Origin of the sequence: Vibrio sp. JPW-9-11-11 (assembly GCF_013369335.1) — a bacterium.
In the GTDB taxonomy this organism is placed as follows: domain Bacteria; phylum Pseudomonadota; class Gammaproteobacteria; order Enterobacterales; family Vibrionaceae; genus Vibrio.
The window spans coordinates 729,277-754,356 of record NZ_SZQJ01000005.1 but is presented as its reverse complement, the minus strand read 5'-3'; the positions used below and the strand labels follow the sequence as shown (position 1 = coordinate 754,356).

22 protein-coding genes are annotated in these 25,080 nt (G+C 46.8%); 17 read left to right on the top strand and 5 right to left on the bottom strand.

Annotated elements, in window-relative coordinates; translation table 11 throughout:
* Positions 1-79 precede the first annotated feature (79 nt).
* From rpsA to pyrF, 5 genes are all read left to right on the top strand, one after another.
* A complete protein-coding gene (gene rpsA / locus FCU94_RS09110; protein WP_176288220.1) occupies positions 80-1,750 on the top strand; it encodes a 30S ribosomal protein S1 in 1,671 nt (556 codons plus the stop codon).
* 212 nt (positions 1,751-1,962) lie between these two features.
* Positions 1,963-2,244: an integration host factor subunit beta gene (gene ihfB / locus FCU94_RS09105; RefSeq protein ID WP_176288219.1), complete on the top strand. Its 282-nt coding sequence runs from the start codon at positions 1,963-1,965 to the stop codon at positions 2,242-2,244.
* Between the two features lie 141 nt (positions 2,245-2,385).
* A complete protein-coding gene (locus FCU94_RS09100; RefSeq protein ID WP_176288218.1) occupies positions 2,386-2,664 on the top strand; it encodes a LapA family protein in 279 nt (92 codons plus the stop codon).
* Between the two features lie 28 nt (positions 2,665-2,692).
* Complete coding sequence (gene lapB / locus FCU94_RS09095; RefSeq protein ID WP_176288217.1) at positions 2,693-3,862, top strand: lipopolysaccharide assembly protein LapB; 1,170 nt, start codon at positions 2,693-2,695, stop codon at positions 3,860-3,862.
* Between the two features lie 89 nt (positions 3,863-3,951).
* Complete coding sequence (gene pyrF, locus FCU94_RS09090; protein ID WP_176288216.1) at positions 3,952-4,650, top strand: orotidine-5'-phosphate decarboxylase; 699 nt, start codon at positions 3,952-3,954, stop codon at positions 4,648-4,650.
* Between the two features lie 86 nt (positions 4,651-4,736).
* On the opposite strand, the gene miaE is transcribed toward pyrF, so the two are convergent.
* Both miaE and FCU94_RS09080 read right to left on the bottom strand, forming a co-directional pair.
* Entirely contained in the window at positions 4,737-5,519 is a 783-nt protein-coding gene (gene miaE, locus FCU94_RS09085; RefSeq protein ID WP_176288215.1) for a tRNA isopentenyl-2-thiomethyl-A-37 hydroxylase MiaE, read from the bottom strand.
* 71 nt (positions 5,520-5,590) lie between these two features.
* Complete coding sequence (locus tag FCU94_RS09080) at positions 5,591-6,355, bottom strand: DNA repair protein (RefSeq protein ID WP_176288214.1); 765 nt, start codon at positions 6,353-6,355, stop codon at positions 5,591-5,593.
* Between the two features lie 297 nt (positions 6,356-6,652).
* Between FCU94_RS09080 and cysB the strand changes: the two genes are divergently transcribed.
* From cysB to FCU94_RS09050, 6 genes are all read left to right on the top strand, one after another.
* Positions 6,653-7,627, top strand: a complete 975-nt coding sequence (gene cysB, locus FCU94_RS09075; RefSeq protein ID WP_176288213.1) for an HTH-type transcriptional regulator CysB — start codon at positions 6,653-6,655, stop codon at positions 7,625-7,627.
* 51 nt (positions 7,628-7,678) lie between these two features.
* Positions 7,679-8,872, top strand: coding sequence for a methyltransferase (locus FCU94_RS09070; protein ID WP_176288212.1), 1,194 nt, complete (start codon positions 7,679-7,681; stop codon positions 8,870-8,872).
* A gap of 188 nt (positions 8,873-9,060) precedes the next feature.
* Positions 9,061-10,026, top strand: coding sequence for an ABC transporter substrate-binding protein (locus FCU94_RS09065; protein WP_176288211.1), 966 nt, complete (start codon positions 9,061-9,063; stop codon positions 10,024-10,026).
* A gap of 64 nt (positions 10,027-10,090) precedes the next feature.
* Positions 10,091-11,035, top strand: a complete 945-nt coding sequence (locus tag FCU94_RS09060) for an ABC transporter permease (RefSeq protein ID WP_176288210.1) — start codon at positions 10,091-10,093, stop codon at positions 11,033-11,035.
* Positions 11,032-11,826 carry an ABC transporter ATP-binding protein gene (locus FCU94_RS09055; protein WP_176288209.1) on the top strand — a complete coding sequence of 265 codons (795 nt, stop codon included), beginning with the start codon at positions 11,032-11,034 and terminating at the stop codon, positions 11,824-11,826. Before FCU94_RS09060 ends, FCU94_RS09055 begins: the two co-directional genes overlap by 4 nt.
* 119 nt (positions 11,827-11,945) lie before the next feature.
* Complete coding sequence (locus FCU94_RS09050) at positions 11,946-13,406, top strand: GGDEF domain-containing protein (protein WP_369597239.1); 1,461 nt, start codon at positions 11,946-11,948, stop codon at positions 13,404-13,406.
* Here FCU94_RS09050 and dusC read toward each other — a convergent pair.
* Positions 13,403-14,356: a tRNA dihydrouridine(16) synthase DusC gene (gene dusC / locus FCU94_RS09045; RefSeq protein WP_176288208.1), complete on the bottom strand. Its 954-nt coding sequence runs from the start codon at positions 14,354-14,356 to the stop codon at positions 13,403-13,405. The two genes, FCU94_RS09050 and dusC, sit on opposite strands and share 4 nt — an antisense overlap.
* Before the next feature lie 241 nt (positions 14,357-14,597).
* Between dusC and FCU94_RS09040 the strand changes: the two genes are divergently transcribed.
* The 6 genes from FCU94_RS09040 to FCU94_RS09015 all read left to right on the top strand — a co-directional run bounded on the left by FCU94_RS09040 (position 14,598) and on the right by FCU94_RS09015 (position 21,960).
* Positions 14,598-15,212 (top strand): SEC-C metal-binding domain-containing protein, encoded by a 615-nt coding sequence (locus FCU94_RS09040; protein ID WP_176288207.1) that lies wholly within the window; start codon positions 14,598-14,600, stop codon positions 15,210-15,212.
* A gap of 84 nt (positions 15,213-15,296) precedes the next feature.
* Complete coding sequence (gene lolA / locus FCU94_RS09035) at positions 15,297-15,893, top strand: outer membrane lipoprotein chaperone LolA (RefSeq protein WP_176288206.1); 597 nt, start codon at positions 15,297-15,299, stop codon at positions 15,891-15,893.
* 2 nt (positions 15,894-15,895) lie between these two features.
* The gene (locus FCU94_RS09030) at positions 15,896-17,242 is read left to right on the top strand and encodes a replication-associated recombination protein A (protein ID WP_176288205.1); all 1,347 of its coding nucleotides are present in this window, start codon (positions 15,896-15,898) and stop codon (positions 17,240-17,242) included.
* Positions 17,243-17,337: 95 nt separating this feature from the next.
* Complete coding sequence (gene serS / locus FCU94_RS09025; RefSeq protein ID WP_176288204.1) at positions 17,338-18,645, top strand: serine--tRNA ligase; 1,308 nt, start codon at positions 17,338-17,340, stop codon at positions 18,643-18,645.
* 188 nt (positions 18,646-18,833) lie between these two features.
* Entirely contained in the window at positions 18,834-20,270 is a 1,437-nt protein-coding gene (locus tag FCU94_RS09020) for a serine protease (RefSeq protein WP_176288203.1), read from the top strand.
* A gap of 181 nt (positions 20,271-20,451) precedes the next feature.
* Positions 20,452-21,960 carry a M28 family metallopeptidase gene (locus tag FCU94_RS09015; RefSeq protein WP_176288202.1) on the top strand — a complete coding sequence of 503 codons (1,509 nt, stop codon included), beginning with the start codon at positions 20,452-20,454 and terminating at the stop codon, positions 21,958-21,960.
* Positions 21,961-22,037: 77 nt separating this feature from the next.
* Here FCU94_RS09015 and ansA read toward each other — a convergent pair whose 3' ends face one another.
* Both ansA and sppA read right to left on the bottom strand, forming a co-directional pair.
* Positions 22,038-23,054 carry an asparaginase gene (gene ansA / locus FCU94_RS09010; RefSeq protein ID WP_176288201.1) on the bottom strand — a complete coding sequence of 339 codons (1,017 nt, stop codon included), beginning with the start codon at positions 23,052-23,054 and terminating at the stop codon, positions 22,038-22,040.
* A 143-nt stretch (positions 23,055-23,197) separates the two neighbouring features.
* Positions 23,198-25,048 (bottom strand): signal peptide peptidase SppA, encoded by a 1,851-nt coding sequence (gene sppA, locus FCU94_RS09005; RefSeq protein ID WP_176288200.1) that lies wholly within the window; start codon positions 25,046-25,048, stop codon positions 23,198-23,200.
* Positions 25,049-25,080: the final 32 nt, after the last annotated feature.

Genomic DNA, 25,080 nt, shown 5'->3' with positions numbered 1-25,080 from the left:
CAAGGATGATGACCGGCGAATTTAATAACCCCACGCGGTAGGATACCCGTGGACGTTTAATTTATTGAAGATTAATTAAATGACTGAATCTTTTGCTCAACTCTTTGAAGAGTTTCTAAACGAAACAGAATTCCAACAAGGCAGCATCGTTAAAGGTACTGTAGTAGCTATCGAGAACGGTTTCGTTCTTGTTGACGCTGGTCTTAAGTCTGAATCTGCTATCCCTGCTGAACAGTTCAAGAACGCTGCTGGCGAACTTGAAGTTGAAGTTGGTGCTGAAGTAGACGTTGCTCTAGACGCTGTTGAAGATGGTTTCGGTGAAACTCAACTTTCTCGTGAGAAAGCTAAGCGTCACGAAGCTTGGATCGTACTTGAGAAGGCTTACGAAGAAGCTGAAACTGTTGTTGGTATCATCAACGGTAAAGTTAAAGGCGGTTTCACTGTTGAACTAAACGGTATCCGTGCTTTCCTTCCTGGTTCACTAGTTGACGTACGTCCTATCCGTGACACTGCTCACCTAGAAAACAAAGAGCTAGAGTTCAAAGTTATTAAACTTGACCAGAAGCGCAACAACGTAGTTGTATCTCGTCGTGCAGTAATCGAGTCTGAGAACAGCGTTGAGCGTGATGAGCTTCTAGAAAGTCTACAAGAAGGCGCAGAAGTTAAAGGTATCGTTAAGAACCTTACTGACTACGGTGCGTTCGTAGACCTAGGTGGCGTAGACGGCCTACTACACATCACTGATATGGCTTGGAAGCGTGTTAAGCACCCATCTGAGATCGTAAACGTTGGTGATGAGATCCAAGTTAAAGTTCTTAAGTTCGATCGTGAGCGTACTCGCGTATCACTAGGTCTTAAGCAACTAGGCGAAGATCCATGGGTAGCAATCGCTAAGCGTTACCCAGAAGGCCACAAACTATCTGGTCGTGTTACTAACCTAACTGACTACGGCTGTTTCGTTGAAATCGAAGAAGGCGTTGAAGGTCTAGTACACGTTTCTGAAATGGATTGGACTAACAAGAACATCCACCCATCTAAAGTTGTTAATGTTGGCGACGAAGTTGAGGTTATGGTTCTTGAAATCGACGAAGAGCGTCGTCGTATCTCTCTAGGTCTGAAACAGTGTAAAGCTAACCCATGGCAGTCTTTCGCTGAAGCGCAAGCTAAAGGCGACAAAGTAACTGGTAAGATCAAGTCTATCACTGACTTCGGTATCTTCATCGGTCTAGAAGGCGGCATCGACGGTCTAGTTCACCTATCTGACATTTCTTGGAATGTTGCTGGCGAAGAAGCAGTACGCGAGTACAAGAAAGGCGACGAGATCTCAGCAGTTGTTCTAGCAGTAGACGCAGAGCGTGAGCGTATTTCTCTAGGCGTTAAGCAAATGGAAAACGACCCATTCAATGCTTACGTTGCAGACAACAAGAAAGGTGCTCTAGTTAACGGTACTGTAACTGCAGTAGACGCGAAAGGCGCAACTATCGAGCTTGAAGAAGGCGTAGAAGGTTACATCCGCGCTTCTGAAGTTTCTCGTGACCGCGTAGAAGACGCTTCTCTAATCCTAAGCGCTGGTGACAGTGTTGAAGCTAAGTTCACAGGTGTAGACCGTAAGAACCGCGTAATCAACCTATCTATCAAAGCTAAAGACGAAGCTGAAGAGCAAGAAGCAATGGCTTCACTGAACAAAGCAGACGATGCTTCATTCGGTAACGCTATGGCGGACGCTTTCAAAGCAGCTAAAGGCGAGTAATTTATTCGCTTTTAAGAAAAAGGAGCCGCAAGGCTCCTTTTTTATGTTTCCAGTTTGAGTGAGTAGTAATACCAATCTCTACAAACTATTGTGAAAAAAGCCTTTTTTCTTTGCACATGTTGGTCAAATTTTGTCTAATATTTAAAGCAAGTGTTTGTTGGAACTGGTATTACTTACTATAATAAGTGATAAATTACTCTATGAGGGCAACTATGACTAAGTCTGAATTGATCGAAAGACTCTGTGCTGAACAGACGCACCTTTCTGCAAAAGAGATAGAAGATGCTGTAAAAGATATTTTAGAGCATATGGCGTCAACACTAGAGGATGGTGACAGAATCGAGATTCGTGGTTTCGGTAGCTTCTCTTTACACTATCGAGAGCCTCGAGTGGGTCGTAATCCCAAGACGGGCGAAAAAGTGGAACTTGAAGGCAAGTTTGTTCCTCATTTCAAACCTGGCAAAGAATTACGTGAGCGCGTTAATCTCGGTTAACTAGCTTTAAAATATTGATAAAAAAGCGGCATACTCTAAGTATGCCGCTTTTTTATCATCCTAATAACCGATATAACCATGGTTTGTTTAGCGCTTTTCCTGCATAATCGTAACGGCGGAATTTATCTTAGGTGATGGACTATGAAAATTATAAAAATCGTTCTTGTACTGGCCCTATTTTTAGTTGCTTTGGCTCTAGGCTCTCAAAACCAAGCCGTGGTGACGTTTAACTACCTGCTCGCACAGGGTGACTTCCATTTGTCGACTTTGCTTGGTGGCGTGTTTATCGCTGGTTTCGCTGTTGCTTGGTTAATATTTGGCAGCTTACACCTTAAGTCTCAACTTCAAGTGCGAAAACTCAAGAAGCAAATCAATAAACTTTCTCCTCCAACAAGTGAACCAACTCAAGGTAAAGCTTAACAGGCGTATTTAGGTAGGCTATTACTCGATGTTAGAAATTCTCTTCTTGTTATTGCCAATTGCCGCTGCATACGGCTGGTATATGGGTAATCGAAGTGCCCAGCAAGACAAGCAGAAACAGTCCCATCAGATTTCGCGACAATATGTAACGGGGTTAAACCTGCTATTGTCTGATCAATCTGACAAAGCTGTCGATCACTTCATAGAATTGCTACAAGTCGACAATGAAACCATCGATACTCACCTAGCACTTGGTAATCTTTTCCGGTCACGAGGCGAAGTCGATCGTGCGATTCGTATCCACCAAAATCTCATTTCTCGTTCTGGTTTGACTATCGATCAGAAGAATATCGCTTTGCAACAACTAGCTAAAGATTATATGGCTTCAGGTTTTTTAGACCGAGCCGAGAGGATTTTTGAACAGTTAGTCGAAGAGCCAGATCACAAAGAAGCGGCCTTGCAGCAACTCGTCGCCATTTACCAGCAAACTCGAGAGTGGAGTAAAGCCATCCATTATGCCAGTTTGCTGGTGAAGATGGGGCGTAAACGCATGCGCACGAGTATTGCGCACTTTTGGTGTGAACTGGCGATGCAAGAAAAAGCAGACGGCAACGACAGCGTGGCGATACAACACTTTAAGCGAGCGCTAGCTGAAGATCCTAAGTGTGTTCGTGCAAGTATTGCGCTCGGAAAGCTCTATCTCGACTCTGAAGATTACCAAAATACGATTAAATATATGGAGCAAGTACTTGAGCAAGATAGCGATTTTGTTAGCGAAGTACTGCCGACATTGGCCGAGTGTTACCACCATCTTGATCAAGAAGACGAACTGCTCAATTTTTTACGCCAGTGCATCGTCAGTAAAGTGGGCGTATCGGCAGAATTAATGCTCGCTCAGATGGTAGCTAAGCATGATGGGGTAGGTGCGGCTCAAGAATTGCTGACTCGTCAATTGGTTAAGAACCCGACGATGAAAGGCTTTTATCGCTTGATGGACTATCATCTTGCGGAAGCGGAAGAAGGGCGAGCGAAAGCAAGCTTGGGAACGCTACAGAAGCTAGTGGGAGAGCAGCTCAAAGTCAAACCCCATTATCGATGCCGTAAATGTGGTTTCTCGACCCATTCAATGTATTGGCATTGTCCTTCCTGTAAAGGGTGGGGAACAATTAAGCCAATTCGTGGATTGGATGGCGAATGATTTTACAAGACAGGGTATATCCCATAGCAAATGGCAGCGGCGATCCCGCTGCTTTTTTTCGATTTGTTTAAAGTAAGTTAGGAGATGAAATGACCGACCAAAAAGTTATTGTTGCACTGGATTATGATAACCAGGCAGACGCACTCGCTTTTGTTGATAGAATTGACCCGAGCTCTTGCCGCTTAAAAGTAGGTAAAGAGATGTTCACGCTATTTGGTCCTGATTTCGTTAAAGAGCTACACAAACGTGGTTTCTCCGTATTCCTTGACCTTAAGTTCCACGATATTCCGAATACCTGTTCTAAAGCGGTCCGGGCAGCGGCAGAAATGGGCGTTTGGATGGTGAATGTACACGCGAGTGGTGGTGAGCGTATGATGGCTGCGTCGCGTGAGATTCTAGAGCCTTATGGACAAGATCGTCCGCTACTTATCGGCGTAACGGTATTGACCAGTATGGAGCAGAGCGATTTGGCTGGTATTGGGCTAGATCTAGCACCACAAGAGCAAGTGATTCGTCTGGCGAGCCTGACTAAGAACGCGGGTCTAGATGGTGTGGTATGTTCAGCGCAAGAAGCTTCTATGCTCAAGAGTGAGCTCGGTAAAGAGTTTAAGCTTGTCACTCCAGGCATTCGCCCTGCAGGCGCCGCGGTAGGTGACCAGAAGCGTATTATGACGCCTGTTGATGCGGTTCAAGCGGGTTCAGATTACTTGGTTATTGGTCGCCCGATTACTCAAGCGACTGACCCAGCAGCGATTCTGGCCGAAATAAACGCAACACTGAATGTTTAATTTTCGGTTTTTAAAAGTGAAAGAGGTTGATGCTTTAAACATCAACTTCTTAATATTTCTAGCTTCTAGCTTCTAGCTTCTAGCTTCTAGCTTCTAGCTTCAACTGGGACACCACTGTGGAACTTAAAGTCAGAATCTGGCGATGATATTAGTTCGGCTTCTAATCGGCCGAAGTAATCAATTCGTTCCGTGATCTCTTCACCTGCGATTTCCTCTGCTAGAGTGAGATAGTCTTGATAGTGTCGAGCTTCAGAGCGTAACAACGAAATATAAAATTTGGCGATATCATCGTCCATATTAGGGGCCAATTTAGCGAAGCGCTCACACGATCGAGCCTCAATGTAGGCACCGATAATGAGCTTATCAATTAAGGTCTGTGGCTCATGGGTCGCCATATGACTAATCAACCCTTTCGCGTACCGACTCGCTTGCACAGGCTCATAAGCGATGCCTCGCTGCTCCATAATTTCAAGCACTTGGTAAAAATGATGCAGTTCTTCTTTTATTAGCAATACCATTTTATCGATGAGATCTTGACTGTAAGGCGAGTCAGATTTAGCCATAATCGTTTTAGAAATGCTGCTCTTGCCTTTGAGTGTTTGCAAGTTCCCTGTCTTGCGATAGGCAAAATCCTCATACGGCTTGAACCAGTCTAATAAACTATGGGCACTGGCTTTATCCACCGCGTACTTACGAATCAAGTACATCGCTGATTGGCCAGCTTTCAGCTCGCAAAGTAAATGATCGATGAGGATAACATTGAGGTTTTCCGCTTTAGCAGCCTCGACAACCCACTCATCAGGGGTTGTGCAATGGAGAAACTGATTTATCGGGTCGAGTAGTGTTTGGTATTGTTTAAGTTCAATCATGGTGGTTATAACGAGATTAAAAACAAAAGGCCGCAAACGCGACCTTTGTATGAATATATTGGGCGGCTATATTACCACTTTTTCTTTTCACCGAAGAGTTCATCCATATCGTTTTTACGTTGGTCCTCTTCAATCTGATGCAAATCTTCTGCGTTTTTGGACTGACGTTTAGATTCCAACTCGTCATACATGGTTTGTAGCTTCTCGCGTGCTTGGTTGGAGTAGCTATCGTTTTTGGTTGATAAGGCATCTAGGCCTTTTTTAAGCAATTGGATAGCTGTGCCAGGTTGACCACGAACGATTGCATCATTTGAACGTTTGATCACGTTTTCGATGTTGATACGAATCTGTATTGTCTCCAAACGGGCATTCTCTGCCACATAGGCCTGGGTCTCAAAACGTCCCTTATTGTGTTCGCTGCGAATAGTGTCTCTTAAGCGTTTAACTAACTTCAGCATCACAATCGCTTGTTTGTCACTGCTAGGGACTTTAAAAGTAGTACTTTCGTTGCCTTGATGATTGTCGTTGAGCTGTTTGATCTGCTGTTTCATGTTAATGACGCGCTGCTCAAGCTGTTTATTCTTTGGATCTAGCTCATACATGTTCTGCAAAGCATCCAAGATACGGGTGTTAAGGCAGACTAACAGCTCTTTACTGAAGGGTAGGTGGTGTGCATGACCGATCAGTTCTTCAGTCGCATCGATGATTTGTAGATAGCGCGAGCTTTCCTGCTTGCGAGCGGTTTCCGCTTTAACTTTATACTGCAGCATAATGTTATAGCCAAGAACCAAGACGAGTAAGATGGCAACTAAAGCTATGATTAACCCAATATTCATAAATTCCGTATCTTATGTTTTCTTAATGGTTAGCAGGTTAGCATACATGATTAGTAAAAGTCCCTGCACCTAATTTGTATTATCGCCTAACAGATCAATTTTATTAATCAAAAACAGCAATACAACGCTTTTTCTGAGTAATTGATTGCAAAAACATCACTCAAGGGAAAAGTCCTTCGCTTTTCTGGAGCCTAAATGCGATTGGACTATCAATTTGACCATAGAGACGTTATAACTAAATATTATAAACTATGTCTGCTCGCTGTATGGCGTTGATAAGGGATTACGAGGTCAAGAATGAAATTACAACAATTGAAGTATATTGTTGAGGTCGTCAACCATAACTTGAATGTGTCCGCTACTGCGGAAAGCTTGTACACCTCGCAGCCGGGGATCAGCAAGCAGGTTCGTTTGCTTGAAGATGAGTTGGGTATTCAAATTTTTGAACGCAGTGGCAAGCATTTGACTCAAGTGACGGGAGCAGGTCAGGACATTATTCGTATCTCGCAAGAGATCCTTGCTCGAGTTGAGAGCATCAAAGCGGTCGCCGGAGAACACACCCATCCAGAAATGGGAACGCTTAATATTTCTACCACTCATACTCAGGCGCGCTATGCATTACCAGACGTCATCAAAGGGTTTACTGCGCGATATCCGAAGGTTTCTTTGCATATGCACCAAGGCACGCCTTCACAGATGTCGGAGGCGATTGCTAAAGGAACGGCAAATTTCGCTATCGCCACCGAGGCATTGCACCTGTATCAAGACGCCATCATGTTGCCATGCTACCACTGGAACCGATCAATCGTCGTACCGAAACACCACCCACTCGCGCAAAAAGAGCAGGTGTCGATTCAAGATTTGGCGTCTTATCCTTTGGTGACTTACGTCTTTGGATTTACGGGGCGCTCAGAGCTAGATACCGCGTTCAATAAATACGGTCTGACGCCAAGAGTCGTGTTTACCGCCACCGATGCTGACGTTATTAAAACGTATGTTAGGATGGGAATTGGGGTTGGTGTTATTGCAAGTATGGCGATCGACCAAGAACAAGATACTGATTTAGTGGCGATTGATGCTAGTCATATCTTTGGTGCGAGCACGACGAGTATTGGTTTTAGACGTGGTACCTTCTTGCGCTCTTACATGTTTGATTTTATGGAGCGATTTGCTCCGCATTTAACTCGACCTGTGGTTGAACAGGCCTTATCTCTTAAATCTAATGCTGAGATTGAAGAGATGTTTAAGGATATCGACTTGCCAGTGCGTTAACCGCTACCATCTTGATTGACTTCCCTCTACACTACGCTCAGGGGGGAAGTCATGCTCAATCAGTTCCAAGCACTCAATCAGTTTTTACTCGATAACCAAGCCTACTGGCGATTCGAACCATTCTTTGTTAGCCAACAGAATCCTTTTCCATGGCAAGAGCATGATGCACCGTTATGTGACTGGTTAGCTTGTCTAAGTGAAAATCAAATTGAATACTACAAACAAAATACGCACCAGCTCATCGAGGCGTTGACGAGCTTCCTACCCCAATTGACGCGAGTCTGTCACTGGACACACCTGTCTCCGAGTCCTAAGCAGGCGCTGACTTTGCCTCGTGGGCTCGATAGTGGGGTTCCAGGGCGTAAACTTGAACAAATTTGTGCAATTGGTGAAGCTTTGCTCCATGATCATCATGGAAATGAGTGGTTGGAGTGGTGCTCTGGCAAAGGATTCTTGGGACGAGTGCTGGCCAGCCAAACCCGCCAGCCTGTCACTAGTTTTGAGTTTCAGGCGACCTTGTGTCAAACCGGACAGAACGAGGCTGATAGACTCGACCTCCCGATGCACTTTGTTCAGGGGGATGCTTTTTCACCGCAGGCGAGTGCAGTGTTTCGTCCACATCAACATGCCGTGGCTCTTCATGCTTGTGGTGATTTACACGTGGCGTTGATCCAGCACTCGGTGCAGCACCAATTGCCTGCGATCACTTTCTCCCCCTGCTGTTATCACCTGATTAACGATGACCAATACCAAGCACTTTCTGAAGTTGGACAGCTATCGAGATTGCGTTTGACCAAACAAGAGCTCAGGATTCCTCTGCAAGAAACCGTCACTGGGGGAGAGCGAGTCAAACGCCACCGCATCGATGAGATGAGCTATCGGTTGGGGCTGGATGTTTTATTGCGTGAGTCCTTGGGTCAGACGGATTACCAACCCATGCCGAGTATTAAAAAATCACAGCTATCTCAAGGTTTTAAAGCGTTTTGTCGATGGGCTTGTGAGCAAAAAGGCTGGTTTTTACCTGAGGTTGACTATGACCATTACCATCAAAAGGGCATTGAGCGCTATTGGCACATGGAACGGCTTAGTTTGGTTCAGCAACCTTTTCGTCGAGCGCTAGAGCTTTGGTTGGTGTTGGACAAAGCACTCTACTTGGAGCGCGCCGGCTATCGCGTTTCACTGTCTGAGTTTTGCTCACGCGACGCGACTCCACGTAACATACTGATCCACGCGGTGAAAGGTTAAACAGTCACCAGTCTCTCTTTTTGTTACTTTGATGTTAAAACCTGCTTTTCTTTTGTACAGCTAACTGGTAATAATATTTGTTATGCACACAAAATGTGCAGTGATAATGATGATTAAAACACCACATCAATTTGCTTATACCTGACCAAAGTCACTCAAAGGAATGGGTATTACATCAAGGAGTTAAGATGAAAGCAGGAAAAGTTATAGCCACCGCCGTACTCGCAGGTGTCACGTTACTCTCTTCAACGAGTATTATGGCCAAAACCGCCAAAGTAGCTGTATCGCAGATTGTCGAACATCCCGCGCTGGATGCTGCTCGTCAAGGTTTGCTCGATGGTTTAAAAGCAAAGGGTTATGAGCAGGGCAAAAACCTTGAGTTTGATTACAAAACGGCGCAAGGAAACCCAGCGATAGCGGTTCAGATTGCGCGCCAGTTCGTCGGTGAAAAGCCGGATGTTCTAGTCGGTATTGCGACACCCACTGCACAAGCTTTAGTTTCCGCGACTCGTTCAATTCCAGTCGTGTTCACTGCGGTCACCGACCCTGTTGGGGCCAAGTTGGTCAAAACAATGCAGCAGCCCGGAAAAAACGTGACCGGTCTGTCGGATCTCTCTCCAGTGAGTCAACATGTTGAGTTGATTAAGGAAATCATGCCGGATGTGCAGTCTATTGGTGTGGTGTTTAACCCGGGTGAAGCTAACGCGGTGACTTTGGTCGAACTTCTCAAGCAAAGCGCTCAAGAGCAAGGGATAGAAGTCGTCGAAGCGACCGCGCTTAAGAGCGCAGACGTCCAGTCTGCTACTCAAGCGATTGCAGCGAAATCTGATGTGATTTACGCCCCCACTGACAATACGGTCGCGAGCGCAATTGAAGGCATGATCGTTGCCGCAAATCAGGCAAAAACCCCCGTGCTTGGAGGTGCGACTTCTTACGTTGACAAAGGAGCCATTGCCAGCTTAGGTTTTGATTACTACCAAGTCGGTGTGCAAACAGCCGACTACGTAGCGGCTATCATCGAAGGCACCGAGCCAGGTAGTCTAGATGTTAAGGTCGCCAAAGGGTCTGATTTGGTCGTTAATAGCAGTGCAGCAATGAAACTTGGTATTGCTATCCCTCAATCCGTTCTCGATCGCGCGACGAGCGTTAAATAATCTCCCGCCCCAAGCCGAACTCTGTTCGGCTTGGGGCTATGTTGTTCACAGTTAGGGAGTAGTTATGTCTGCTTTTGCTTTCTTTGGCGCGTTAGAGATCGGTTTGCTGTATGGTCTGGTTGCTCTTGGCGTCTATTTAACCTTTCGCGTGCTTGATTTTCCCGATTTAAGTGTTGATGGCAGTTTCCCTATGGGGGCTGCGGTAGCGGCTACCGCTATCGTTGCCGGAATCAATCCTTGGTTGGCAACCTTCATGGCTGTCATTGCCGGCGCGGCTACTGGCTGGGTAACGGCGTTTCTCGCGGTTCGCTGTGGCATATTGCATTTGCTAGCGTCGATTCTGACCATGATTGCAGCTTTTTCCATCAATATCCGTATTATGGGCCGCCCCAATTTGGCCCTCCTTGGCGAAGAAACCATCTTAACGCCGTTTGAAACTGTCGGCGATCCTATGCTCATTCGTCCTTTGATTGTTGGGTTACTAGTGTTGGTGTCTGCATGGTTGGTTGTCCGTCTTTTGAACAGTGATTTTGGACTCGGCTTGCGGGCTACTGGCGTAAATGCGCGTATGGTTTCAGCTCAGGGGGCGAGCACCGCATTTTATACCTATTTTGGTTTAGCGTTATCGAACGGCTTTGTTGGCTTTGCTGGCGCGTTATTTGCGCAAACCAACAGTTTTGCCGATGTGACATCTGGGGTGGGGACCATAGTCGTGGGTCTCGCTGCGGTCATTTTAGGACAAACGCTCATCCCAGGACGGAAGATTTGGGTCGCAGTGTTGGCGGTGATCGTTGGCTCGGTGTTGTATCGTCTGGCGGTGGCATTCGCGCTCAGTACAGGTATGTTTGGCTTGCAAGCCTCCGATCTCAATCTAGTGACGGCTGTGCTGGTGGCTATCGCCTTGATCGCGCCCAAAATTAAAGGAAACCTAAAAGCAAAAAAGCGTAGTGCTCCTGCTCAAGGTAAAGGTCCACAGAAGCAGTCGAGTGAGTCAGGAGAGACCGCATGATCCGTTTAGAAGATATTCAAGTGACGTTTAATCCAGGGACTATTTTAGAAAACCGAGCGTTACGTGGAGTCACGTTAGAGGTGCCAGAACACCAGTTTTTAACGGTAATTGGCTCAAATGGTGCCGGTAAGTCCACCCTGCTAGGGGCGGTAACCGGAGAGACGCCGATGGTGGGCGGAAAAGTTATCATCGACGAACTCGATGTGACTAAGCAATCTGTCGATCAGCGTGCGAAGCAATGCGCGCGCGTATTTCAAGATCCGTTAGCGGGAACTTGTGGCGATTTGACCATAGAAGAAAATATGGCGTTGGCTTATATGCGTGGTAAGTCTCGAGGTTGGAGTTTATCTTTGTCGAGTCAACGACGTAAGCTGTTTCAAGAACGTATTAGTATTCTTGGACTAGGTCTTGAGGATAGGCTCAGCGACAGTATTGGTTTACTCTCGGGTGGACAGCGTCAAGCAGTGAGTTTGGTCATGGCAACCTTATCTGACAGCAAACTTTTGTTATTAGATGAGCACACCGCTGCACTAGACCCACGTATGGCGGCGTTTATCATCGATTTGACCAAAAAAATCGTGGCTGAGTTCAACTTGACGGTCATGATGGTCACTCACTCGATGAAAGACGCGTTAGCTTGTGGCGATCGTACCGTTATGCTCCATCAAGGAGAGATCGTACTCGATGTTGATGGTGTTCAGCGCGCTAATATGCAAGTACCTGATTTACTAGAAATGTTCTCCAAAGTGCGTGGTGAAGAGCTAGCGGATGACAGCTTGTTGTTAAATTGATCGCGCCACCAGGTAATGGCCGATGTGTTACGGTCACTTTGTGACATAATGGACCATGATATTGTAACTAAGCCTATTGCTGAATCGGTGAGCGATAGGCTTTTTCTCTTTTAAGGGTGATGATGCAAGTAACTCGGCATTTTAGTTTAGCGTACGTGTTTTTGATGCCTCTGGTTGTCTCGTTATTAATTGTTGCGCTCACGGCAAAAAATTACTTCGACGCAGTAGGCAGAGAAATCGATGACGAGTACGGCCGGGTGCATCGAGCGCTAGCACGGACCACCAAAGTTCTTTCAGCCATTGACTATAGCTTTTCAAATTACTCTAAACCGAATTTTATCTGGTTGGTGGATCATAATCGCAAAGTGGACGATGAGCTGTGCCAAATGTGGCCGATAGATGCTTTGCTCCGAGCGGAGGGTAAAGGCGCGATACCCGCTATCGATATTAACTATATGTTGGTCGGCGGCGTCGAGTTGTGCGACCCTGACAGCGCTCTATATCAGCGAGCATCCAGTCAAGTCTCTTTGGCGCCTTTGCTCTCTTTTCTTCACGATATAGACAGCTTTTTACTCGGTATTCACTATATCGATAGTGAAGGGTACGTGATGTCGTCCCCAGATACGTATGCTAAAAGCATTACCTCAGAGTTACTTGACACCATTAAAGCCCGGCCGTTTTGGCAGATCACGGCGCAAAATAGGGATTTGATTACTATCAATGCCCCAGTACCGATGGCGTCGAGTAGCGACATGGTGATGAGCTTGTCCATGCCCGTGTTTAATCAGGGTGAACATCAAGGTATGTTATCACTCGATCTTTCCTATCATGGCCTGTTGCAGAGTCAACAGCGCTTGGTTGGGGAGATCGGGCTCTATAACCTTGCTGACCAATCTCCTCCTGAAACGGCGATACGTATCGAGCCTTTAAATATTGAAGGGCTCGCGGGTCACTACCGTCTATATTATCGCCCTGATGTAAAAAGCGAACTATTCAACTTCTTCTATTTACAACGCTATGGTTTATTAGTTGCTGCGTTTGTTTATGTTTTTAGCGTGACCTTGTTGATCATTATCAACATGCGAGCGGAGCGACATCACTTCAAACAGTTGGCAGCGAAAGACCCAATGACAGGGTTGCTCAACCGACGGGGATTAGAAAGCTACCTCGACAAAGTTGCGCGAGATGACTATTTAGCGCTGGCGGTATTTGATATCGATAATTTTAAGGCGATCAACGATACCTATGGTCACGACGTGGGCGATCAAGTCATTATCTACATGGCCGATAAAGTCAGTCGCTGCATTCGTAATAGTGATGCGGCCGCGCGGATTGGTGGTGAAGAGTTCGTTATTTTTATGACCAGTAGCGATATTGAACCGCTCAAACTCGGCTTACAGCGAGTACTAAACGCCGTGCGAGATGACTCGACACAGGTACTCGAGTCGGGCTTTACCATTTCTGGTGGCGTTGAGATTGTGAACGGCGACACTCCTCCCAGCTTTGAACGACTGTTTAAAGCTGCCGACGAAAAGCTCTACTATGCGAAAACCCATGGCAAAAACCAGATAGTGTTTTAGTGGGTGGCTAACGCGTCACGATAGCGTGTTATATGCTCAACGATTGGCGCTGCCTTATTAAAGGTACGGATCTCGCGAAACAAATCTGCCGCTTGAGGGTATTGTTGGCGTAAGTAAGAGAACCACTGTTTAACTCGGTTCGGGTAGTAAAGGCCCTTATCGCCTTTCATTTCATACTGAGAATATACAAGCAGCAACTCGACCACCTCGGACCAAGGCATAATCGCGTGGTCGTGTTTAACCACATTTCCAAGGTTGGGAACATTGAACGCACCGCGGCATACCATCAAAGAATCTACGCCCGTTGTTTCGATACAGGCTTGACCATCTTCGTAATTCCAAATTTCACCGTTGGCAATCAGTGGAATCGTGAAACGCTCGCGAAGTTGCCCGATGTACTCCCACTTAATTTCGCTTGCTTTGTAGCCGCCTGCTTTGGTACGCGCATGGACGGTCAACTCATTGGCGCCTGCTTTTTCTATTGCGTCGACAATCTCGAAGCAGTCTTCTGGGTTGTCCCAGCCAAGGCGAATTTTGGCTGTCACCGGAATATGGCTTGGCACTGCTTCACGGCATGCTTTGACGACTTGATGAATCAGCTCTGGATGTTGCAAAAGGGCTGCACCACCTTTGCTTTTATTGACGAGTTTCGCAGGGCAGCCAAAGTTAAGATCAACGCCTTTTGCCCCCAATTCTGCCGCTTTAATGGCATTTTCTGCCATCCAAATAGGGTCTTGGCCAAGCAGTTGAACATGAACAGGGACGCCCGATTTGGTTTGAGAACCTTGCAATAGCTCTGGGCAAAGGCGATGGAAGACATGATCAGGCAAGAGCTGATCGACCACTCGAACAAACTCAGTGACGCACAAATCATAATCATTGATGTCGGTTAAGATCTCACGCATCAAATGATCCAACACGCCCTCCATCGGGCCAAGAACTAATCGCATAAAAAACGCCTCTATTTATGGAGGCGTGATTTTAGTGGCAAGTGATACAAAAGTCACTGCTTTGATAAGATTGCGCGATTGGGAACGAGAAGGCGAGTTTTAACTTTCAACAACTCGCTGAAACTATGACGCTGTAATGACCAAAAGGTGCAGGCTTGAGGCTAGGGGAGTCTTGCAGTGACCTCAAGCCTTGGATGGGGTTATAATGCAAGGGTTATCAGTTAAACACTAGAAATGAATAATGACCTATCAATTACTGACACTGCCAGATTCATTCACTAATGAGTCTCCTTATTTTGTCGAAGGGTTAACCCTTGCTGCCAACATGGCAACGCAGCCTCTAGCACCGGAAGCGTGGTTGGAAAACGTGTTTTCTGCCAACGCGAGTCACGTGAAAACGCCGATTGAAGCGCACATTACCCAGCAGTACACGTATTTGAAGGCGAATGAGTACTCTCTACTCGGACTACTTGACGAGGCTTCAAAGAGAGAGCAGCTAGCTGATATGGCAGAGGGCTTTATGACGCTCTGGCCAACAGTAGAAGAGCAGTGGCAAGAAGTGCAAATCGGCGATGGGACACTGCGCATGCTGCAAGCTTTATTGACTTCGTTTATGCTGGCGATTGATGAAGAGCAGGCTCAGGCTCAAATGCGAGAAGCGGGCATTGTAACACCGCCGTCATTGGAAGATTTTATTGACCAACTTGATCTTATGATCATTGAAGTCGCGCAAGCCGCCGACGAAGCCATGGTTGGCGCTAAGTCGCAAAGTGTCAATCCGTACAAACAGTTGGGACGTAACGACCCATGCTTGTGTGGTAGCGGTAAAAAGTTCAAGCAGTGCTGTGGAAAATAGAACAAAGTTAACTTTTTTCGGTCAAACCAAGTTCGAAACACGAATATAAAGAGAGTTATTGCGACTCTATAGGACAAAAGATTGATGAAAAAATTGGCCGCATTACTATTTATGAGTTTTTCTGTATTGGCAGCGCCAAAAGACGAACTAAATCAACGTTTGCAACAAACAGAAGGTTTTAGTGCTGACTTTACGCAGCAGGTAATAAGCCCTGATGGCGAGCTGGTAATGGAAGGCGAGGGCACGGTGGAAATTTCTCGCCCGAGCTTGTTTCGTTGGACAACCACATTTCCAGATGAAAACGTGCTGGTCTCAGATGGTACAAGCCTTTGGTATTACAGCCCGTTTATCGAACAAGTCAGCATCTATTGGCAAGAGCAAGCGACTGAGCAAACGCCGTTCGTTTTATTGACTCGAAATCGCGCGAGTGACTGGGAGAACTACAATGTATCTCAACAGGACGATGTGTTTACGCTTGTCCCCACCGCTGTAGACTCAAATCAAGGTCAATTTAAGCTCGAGATAGACGCAAAAGGCGCAGTGAAAGGGTTTAGTGTGATTGAACAAGACGGCCAGCAGAGTGCGTTCGAGTTCGCCAACATTGATTTGAACAAACCGAAAGCCGAGCGTTTCACCTTTGCCATTCCACAAGGTGTCGAGGTTGATGACCAAAGGAATTAGAAGTGAGTAATTTCTCATTTGATTTTTCAGGGGACGAAGACTTTCGTCCCTTAGCTGCTAAAATGCGCCCAGAAACGCTCGACCAATATATTGGTCAACAGCATATTCTCGGCGTCGGTAAACCGCTGCGACGAGCGTTGGAAGCGGGTCATGTTCACTCCATGATTTTATGGGGGCCACCAGGCACAGGGAAAACGACACTGGCTGAAGTGGCTGCAAACTACGCCAACGCAGAAGTTGAACGTGTATCTGCTGTCACTTCTGGCGTCAAAGAGATTCGAGCCGCAATTGAAAAAGCACGCGAGAACAAGTTAGCGGGGCGCCGCACAATTTTGTTTGTGGATGAGGTCCATCGCTTCAACAAATCGCAGCAAGATGCCTTTCTTCCTCATATCGAAGATGGCACCGTGACCTTCATTGGTGCCACCACAGAAAACCCATCCTTTGAGCTCAATAACGCATTGCTGTCACGCGCCCGCGTGTACAAACTCACCTCGCTCTCTCAGCAAGATATTGGTTTGGCACTGCAACAAGCGATCAATGATGAACAACGAGGCTTAGGTAAGGTTGAAGCATCTTTTGCTGAAGGGGTCCTCGATAGGCTTTCAGAGTTAGTCAATGGTGACGCGCGGATGTCGCTTAATTATCTTGAACTACTCTACGATATGGCGGAAGAAGACGCCCAAGGTGTCAAGGTGATTACCTTACCACTACTTGCAGAGGTCGCTGGTGAGAAAGTCTCTCGCTTCGATAACAAAGGCGATATTTGGTACGACTTAATCTCTGCAGTCCATAAGTCGATTCGCGGTTCTAACCCAGATGCCGCCCTTTACTGGTCGGCGCGAATGATTGCGGCTGGCTGTGACCCGCTTTATATCGCTAGGCGTTTACTCGCCATTGCCTCTGAAGATGTAGGCAATGCGGACCCGAGAGCCATGCAAGTGGCATTGTCTGCCTGGGATTGTTTTACTCGCGTTGGTCCCGCTGAGGGAGAAAGAGCCATTGCTCAAGCCATTGTTTATCTTGCTTGCGCGCCAAAGAGCAACGCTGTCTATACCGCTTGGAAGCAAGCTCTGCGCGACGCTCACAATCTGCCTGAATACGAAGTGCCGCCGCATTTGCGTAACGCACCGACCTCGTTGATGAAAGACCTTGGCTATGGTGCTGAATATCGTTATGCGCATGATGAGCCCGGCGCATACGCCGCTGGTGAGCAGTATCTTCCCCCAGAAATGGCCGAGACTCGCTATTACCAACCGACCAACCGAGGCTTAGAAACGAAAATTGGCGAAAAGTTAGATTACTTGGCTAGTTTAGACGCAAAAAGCCCACAAAAGCGCTATGAATAAGCGGCCATTTTAGATACATTTATCCAGTTAACACTTTTAGCGCTCAAGCTCTTTGGTTGAGTGCGATTTCACCACTAAAAAGCATAGGATTAACAATGCTGGATTCTAAATTACTTCGTACAGAGCTGGATGAAACAGCTGCAAAACTAGCACGTCGCGGCTTTAAGCTAGACGTAGAGACAATCCGTACACTTGAAGAGCAACGTAAGTCGATTCAAGTAGAAGTTGAAAATTTACAATCCACGCGTAACTCCATCTCCAAACAGATCGGCCAAAAAATGGCGGCTGGCGACAAAGAAGGCGCAGAAGAGATTAAGAAGCAAATAGGTACACTTGGTAGCGATCTAGACGCGAAAAAAGTGGAACTTGATGCAGTAATGGCAAAGCTTGAAGAGATCACGCTATCGGTGCCAAACCTACCTGCTGACGATGTACCAGACGGTAAAGATGAAGAAGACAACGTAGAGATTTCTCGTTGGGGTGAGCCAAAAACTTATGACTTCGAACTTAAAGATCACGTTGATCTGGGTGAAATGGGTGGCGGTCTTGATTTCGCGAGCGCGACTAAAATCACTGGTGCACGTTTCATCGTGATGAAAGGTCAATTTGCTCGTCTACACCGTGCAATTGCCCAGTTCATGCTAGACCTTCACACTGAAGAGCACGGTTACTCAGAAATGTACGTACCGTACCTAGTGAACTCTGACAGCCTATTTGGTACAGGTCAGCTACCAAAATTTGGTAAAGACCTGTTCCACACTGAGCCATTAGAAGAGAAAGTCAACGACGAAGAGCCGCGTAAACTCTCTCTTATTCCGACTGCTGAAGTGCCAGTAACTAACATGGTGCGTGATACGATCTCTGACGAAGCGGACCTACCACTTAAGATGACCGCTCACACGCCATGTTTCCGTTCTGAAGCAGGCTCTTACGGCCGTGATACTCGTGGTTTGATTCGTATGCACCAATTCGACAAAGTTGAGCTAGTACAAATCACTCGTCCAGAAGATTCAATGGACGCACTAGAAGAGCTCACTGGTCACGCTGAGAAGGTGCTACAACTTCTAGAGCTTCCTTACCGCAAAGTGGTGCTATGTACAGGCGACATGGGCTTCGGTGCACGTAAGACTTACGACCTAGAAGTTTGGGTTCCAGCGCAAGAGACTTACCGTGAGATCTCATCTTGTTCAAACATGTGGGATTTCCAAGCTCGTCGTATGCAAGCGCGTTTCCGTCGTAAAGGCGAGAAGAAACCTGAGCTAGTACACACGCTAAACGGCTCTGGTCTAGCAGTTGGTCGTACAATGGTCGCTATTCTAGAGAACAACCAAGAAGCAGATGGCCGCATCGCAATCCCTGAAGTACTTCAGAAGTACATGGGCGGCGCAACGCACATCGGTTAATCGAATCGCGTGTTTGAAGCATAGATAAAAGGCGACTCAACGAGTCGCCTTTTTTTTAACTTATTGATTTAATAGAACAGTTCACGCCCTGTCAAGAATGCTTTACTCAAACACTGATATGAACTTGTTTGCATATTTGTGTTTAGTGCGTAAGTTTTTATGGAACCTTAATTACAAAAGGAAACACAATGAAAAACTTACTACGTTATATTGGCTTGGCTTCAATTTTTCTCTTAACACCCGTTGCCTACTCACAAACTCAGCTTCCTGTTATTGCAAAGGAAGTGAAAGTTGACTTGTCGTCGATACAGTCTGAGCGTTCAACACACCGTGTCGAGTATAAAGGCGCTCAGTTCATTAAGCTTCATTTTGCATCACTGGTGTTACCCAAAGGCAGCGCTTTAACATTACGCTCTGCAGATGGGCATGAAAGCGTGATCTATACAGAAAGCCAGACCAATTGGTACGCGCAATCAATATTTGGTGAGAGTGTCGATATTGAACTTACGCCGAACTCAAAAGGTGAAATAGGGCGGTTCCACATAGATTTTTACACCGCAGGAGATGAAGATAGCGCTGTGTTTGAGGATAGCGTCTCGTCGCTCTCTACATGTGGCATCAATGAGCGCAAGGACGTAGCATGTTGGCAAGATTCCTACCCAGAGAAAGTGGCTTGGTCAAGCCCTGTTGCTAGGTTGCTGATTAACGGCCGAAGCTTATGTACAGCTTGGCGTGTAGGTCCGGACAACAAGCTGTTTACCAATAATCACTGTGTGAGTACTGAATCAGAATTAAAGCAGACCGAAGTATGGTTCAACTATCAGCGTAGCACCTGCAATGGTTCACTGTCGGCCACGGTTAAGGTGATGGGCAATGAGCTGTTTAGTACTGACTATACCCTCGACTACACACTCTTCTCAGTTGATGACTTTGGAAAGATAGAGTCATTTGGTTATTTGGGGCTTGATGCAAGCGAACCGGTATATGGGCAGGGTATTTATATTCCTCAACATGGTGCGGGTAACCCTAAAGAGCTGGCGATTGAAAGTGACAAAAATGGCTCTGGGTTATGTCAAATTGATGTCGCTTCAGCGAATGGCCGTGGCTCAAATACAGACACTGGTTATTTGTGTGACACGATAGGCGGCTCTTCTGGCTCGCCGGTGCTTAATACCTCCGACAACAAAGCGATTGCACTGCATCACTTCGGCGGCTGCGAAAATCAAGGGGTAAAAATCAGTAAAATCTGGCCACAAGTCGCGACGTTCTTTAATAACACTTTACCTGACGGGTCTATAGATCAAACGCCGCCAGCGATTCAAGAGCTAACCCCAGGTCAAACGATAAGTGATTTATCGCTCGCTAAAGGCGAACAGACCATGCTGGTTTTGAAAGCGGAACATAGAAGCACGCCGATTACGGTCTCCATAAGCTCAGGTGCGGGGGATGCGGATTTATATGTTCGTTCTGGTTCACAGCCGACAACGGGCGAGTTCGATTGCCGACCGTATCGTTCAGGTAACAATGAATCCTGCACCGCAATAGCCTCAAATCAAGACTTGTACATTATGTTGAGAGCCTACAATAGCTTTTCAGGTGTAGAGCTCAGCGCGACAAGAAACTAACCGAAATGGTCAGAGAACGATCTCGTTTTCTGACCACTTATCTCCTTGATTATATTCTATATAGTTTGTTATTGATGACTTAATGACAAATTTTAGATACACCTTGATGTAAAACGAATAATTCTCGTTATTGGAATAATTATTCTAACTTGTAAGGGCTTATAACCCCATGGAGAGGATAATGAAATATACCAAAACGTTGTTGGCAATCGCTTTAATGTCCGCATATAACAATGCCTATGCAGAAGATAAGGTCTGGATATCGATTGGCGCTGATGCCGCTCAAACGGTTTCCAAATCGGGAGCCCAATCGGTGCTGCCTCAATCACTAGCAAGTAGTGGTGATGTATGGGTCGGCGAAGTTAACGTCGAGGAACTTGCACAGCTTTCGCATAATATGCATGAAGAGCATCATCGCTGTGGTGGTTACATGGTTCACGCATCGGCACAAAGTGCGATGGCCGCTAGTGTCATGCCACAAAGCCTTTCTCAATTTTCGATACCTAAGCTTACCCAGCAGACAACGCTTAATACATGGTTACCCTATGTTAGTGCTAGTCAGCTAACCAACACCATTCGTTCCTTAACCAGTTTCAACAACCGCTTTTACACCACTACATCGGGCGCACAAGCTTCGGACTGGATTGCGAATGAGTGGCGTAGTTTGACTTCTGGTATGGCTCAAGCCAACGTAGAGCAGATTGCTCACAGCGGCTACAATCAAAAATCGGTAGTGTTAACCATTGAGGGTACTGAGAAACCTGATGAATGGGTCGTGGTAGGGGGCCATTTAGATTCAACAATTGGTTCGCGTACCAACGAACAGTCTATAGCGCCTGGTGCGGATGATGACGCCTCTGGGATCGCCAGCGTCAGTGAACTGATTCGTGTTTTATCAGAAAACAACTTTCAGCCCAAACGTTCCGTTGCTTTTATGGCCTATGCCGCTGAAGAAGTTGGTTTAAGAGGCTCTCAAGATATAGCGAATCGCTACAAATCAGAGGGGAAAAACGTTGTCTCTGTTCTTCAATTGGATATGACTAACTACCAAGGTTCAACAGAAGACATTGTATTTATTACAGATTACACCGACAGCAATCTAACTCAATTTTTAGCAAGCCTAATTGATGAATACATTCCCGAGTTGACTTATGGCTATGACCAATGTGGTTACGCTTGCTCTGACCATGCGTCTTGGCACAAAGTGGGTTATTCAGCAGCGATGCCATTTGAGTCCAAGTTTAACGACTACAACCCCAACATTCACACGTCGCAAGACACATTGGAAAACTCCGACCCAACAGGTGCTCACGCTGTGAAGTTTACCAAGCTGGGCTTGTCTTATGTGGTTGAAATGGCCAATGCGATTGACGATCCGAATGATAACGCGCTTGTGGATGGCGTTCCCAAAGCTGGGCTCTCAGGGGCGCGTTCTAGTCAGCAGAGTTATACGTTCGAGTTGAACGACGTCAAAGATCTTACTATTACGACACAAGGAGGAAGTGGGGACGTTGATCTGTACGTGAAGTATGGTTCGCCAGCAACAAAATCCAACTGGGACTGCAGGCCTTATCGTAACGGGAATACAGAGACATGTCGTCTTGATCAAGCTCAAACGGGGACCTATTACGTGATGCTTGATGCGTATTCAACATACAGTGATGTCACTTTGACCGCCTCGTCTAACTAAAAAAAGGCGGCCAACTTGGCCGCCTCATTGAATCGCGTCTAGTGGTTGAGAGGTTCCTCTCTAGCTAACTGCAGGTTTTAAATGCTCATCTCACCGCGCAACACTTGCTGCATTTTTACTTTTACTTGCTCATAGCTTAAGCCTTGGCTGAGCAAATAATGCAGTTTGGCCAGCGCCGCTTCAGGCGTCATATCGTAACCGCTGATTACCCCAGCTTCGGCTAATGCACAGCCGGTAGCGTAGCCACCCATATTGACTTTTCCGGCCAAGCACTGAGTCAGGTTAACTACAATCACACCCCGCTGTGATGCATCTTTTAGATGCGCCAACAGTTCTGGGTTTTGCGGGGCATTGCCCACGCCAAAGGTCAATAGAATCATGGCGTTGACGGGTTGCAGTAAGGTGTTACGAATCACTTCATGCGAAATGCCAGGGTACATGGTGATCACACCAATCGGTTGTGGTGTGATGTCGTGCACTTTGAACTCGCCTTGTGGTTTTTCGTCTACTCGCACATCGCTGCTAATTTGGATGTTGATGCCTGCTTCCAGCAGTGGCGGTAGGTTTGGCGAAGTAAAAGCGTTAAAACCATCGGCGTGCGATTTAGTGCTGCGGTTACCGCGCATTAACTTATTGTTGAAGAACAGCGTCACTTCGTTAATGGGGTAATTAGCGGCAATATGTAGGGCATTGAGTAAATTGGCTTGGCCATCCGAGCGCAGCTCGGCAAGAGGAATTTGTGAGCCAGTTACAATGACCGGTTTACCGAGGTTCTCCAGCATAAATGACAGAGCAGAGGCGGTGTAAGCCATGGTATCGGTGCCATGCAAGATAACGAAACCGTCGTAGTTGTGGTAATTATCACGAATGTCATCAGCAATTTGCTGCCAATCGGCGGGTGTCATATCGGACGAGTCGATCAGAGGATCGTACTCATGAATGGTAAATTCCGGCATTTCCGGCCGATGGAACTCTGGCATGCTCGCGAGCTGTTTTTCCATGAAGCCAGCGACTGGAACATAGCCGTGATCATGGGATTTTTGCATCCCAATGGTACCGCCTGTGTAGGCGATATAAATATGTTTTCTTGCCATTGCTTGAAACCAGTTGTTGTGTAGGGGGAACAGAGCGAGGGATTATAGCTTAATCGAAGCCAATAAAAAGGGGGATCTCGCACAGGAATCCCCCCTCGTATTTGTCACTTAACATAAGCGCTAAGCGCTGAATTTAAGTACGACTATTGCATTTGGCAGTTGAGACAAAAGGCATAATGGCCTTTAGGGTCGTTAAAGCTTTGCAATAGGTCGGCATCAGCCAGAACTTGATGCGCCAGTGGCGCCAGCGAAGGAGGTAGGTACGAGCTAACGTCCACCCCAAGCTTGACCTGAACTTGATTGATAAAGTCTTGGATAAACTGCTGTGCAGGCGACAGCGGCTCTTCAACCCAGTACAAGTTATAGTCTTCAAGGCTGGCAAGCTCTGCAGCGAGGGATACGGCGTCGTCAAAATCTCCAATCTTGTCGACCAGGCCAAACTTCAGCGCGTCTTGTCCGGTCCAAACACGGCCTTGTGCAACGTCGTCAACTTGGTCTAAAGACATATTTCGCGATTGACCGACTAAGCTAATAAAGCGTTGGTAACCGTGCTCAATCCCCATTTGAAACGCTTGCGAGGCGCCTTCTGATAGGCCTGTGGTCAGGCCGACGTCTGAGAATGGCGAGGTGCCGACACCATCGGTGTAGATCCCGAGTTTATTTAATCCTTTTTCAAACGTCGTGATCACACTGAAGATACCAATCGAGCCAGTTAAGGTTGTTGGCTGCGCGACGATGCTATCAGCGCTCATCGAAATCCAGTAACCGCCGGAGGCCGCCAAGCTAGACATGGAGGCGACCACGGGTTTGCCTGCTGCTTTCAACGCATCGATTTCATTGCGAATTACTTCTGAAGCAAACGCGCTGCCGCCAGGGCTATCGACTCTGAGAACGACCGCTTTGACGTTATTGTCGGTGCGTGCTTGGCGCAGCAAAGCGGCCACCGTATCGCCACCCACAGTCCCACGTGGCTGAGAGCCATCCATGATCGCACCACTGGCGACCACGACAGCGATATCATCACTGGCGAGTTTCAGTTTTGGCACCATGGTAGTTTGATATTCGTAGTAATCGACGTAGTTGTAACTGTCTTCGCCATTACTGCCAAACACTTCAACCAGCTCTTTGCGGACTTGCTGGCGCGTCGCGAGCGCATCGACAAGGCCGACATTGAGCGATAGGGCGGCTAAATCGCCGTTGTTTTGTTTCAGTAGAGTGAGGAACTCATCCATGTCGGGCGTTAAGGCGTCAGGTTGCAGCTGTCTATTGGCGGCTACGTCGTCGATGTATGCGCCCCACAATTGTCCTAACCAGCGTGAGGCAGACTCTTTAGCGGCGTTCGACATATCGTCACGCACAAAAGGCTCAATCGCAGACTTGTATGTGCCGACACGGAATACGTGCGTATTGACGTCTAAGTTTTCTAGCAAGGTTTTGTAATAGAGAGAGTACGCACTATACCCTTTGAGCATCACGGCACCATCGGGCGCTAAGTAGATTTTGTCGGCGTAACTTGCGAGATAATACTGACTCTGGTTGTACATATCACCAAGCGCGTAGATAGGCTTACCCGTCGCCTTAAACTCGTTCAGCGCTTTGGCGATATAACGCAGCTTAGTTAGGTTGGTCTCGGGCATATCTCGCAGCGCTAAGACAATACCGCTGATGTTGTCGTCTTGTTTAGCGTGACGAATGGTGTCGACGATATCGAACAAAACGTTCTCTTTTGGTAAGTCTTGACCAAATAGCGACCCGGTGACAGAGTCCATCGGATTCACATAACTCGACTGCTCGACAATCGGACCTGTGATATTGAGAATAAGCGCCGATTTAGTTGACACGGTAGGCACCGGCGTATCGGCACTGGTGTAGATAAAGTAGATAGCGGCGATACTCGCCAGAAAAACCAAATTGACGAGCGCCACACGGATAAAGGAGAGTAGTTTCCAAACTCCTTTGAACAGCATGCCGATAAACTTAAACATATTTTTCATTGTGTCTCCGCTGCGTTTGCCGCAGTTAAAGG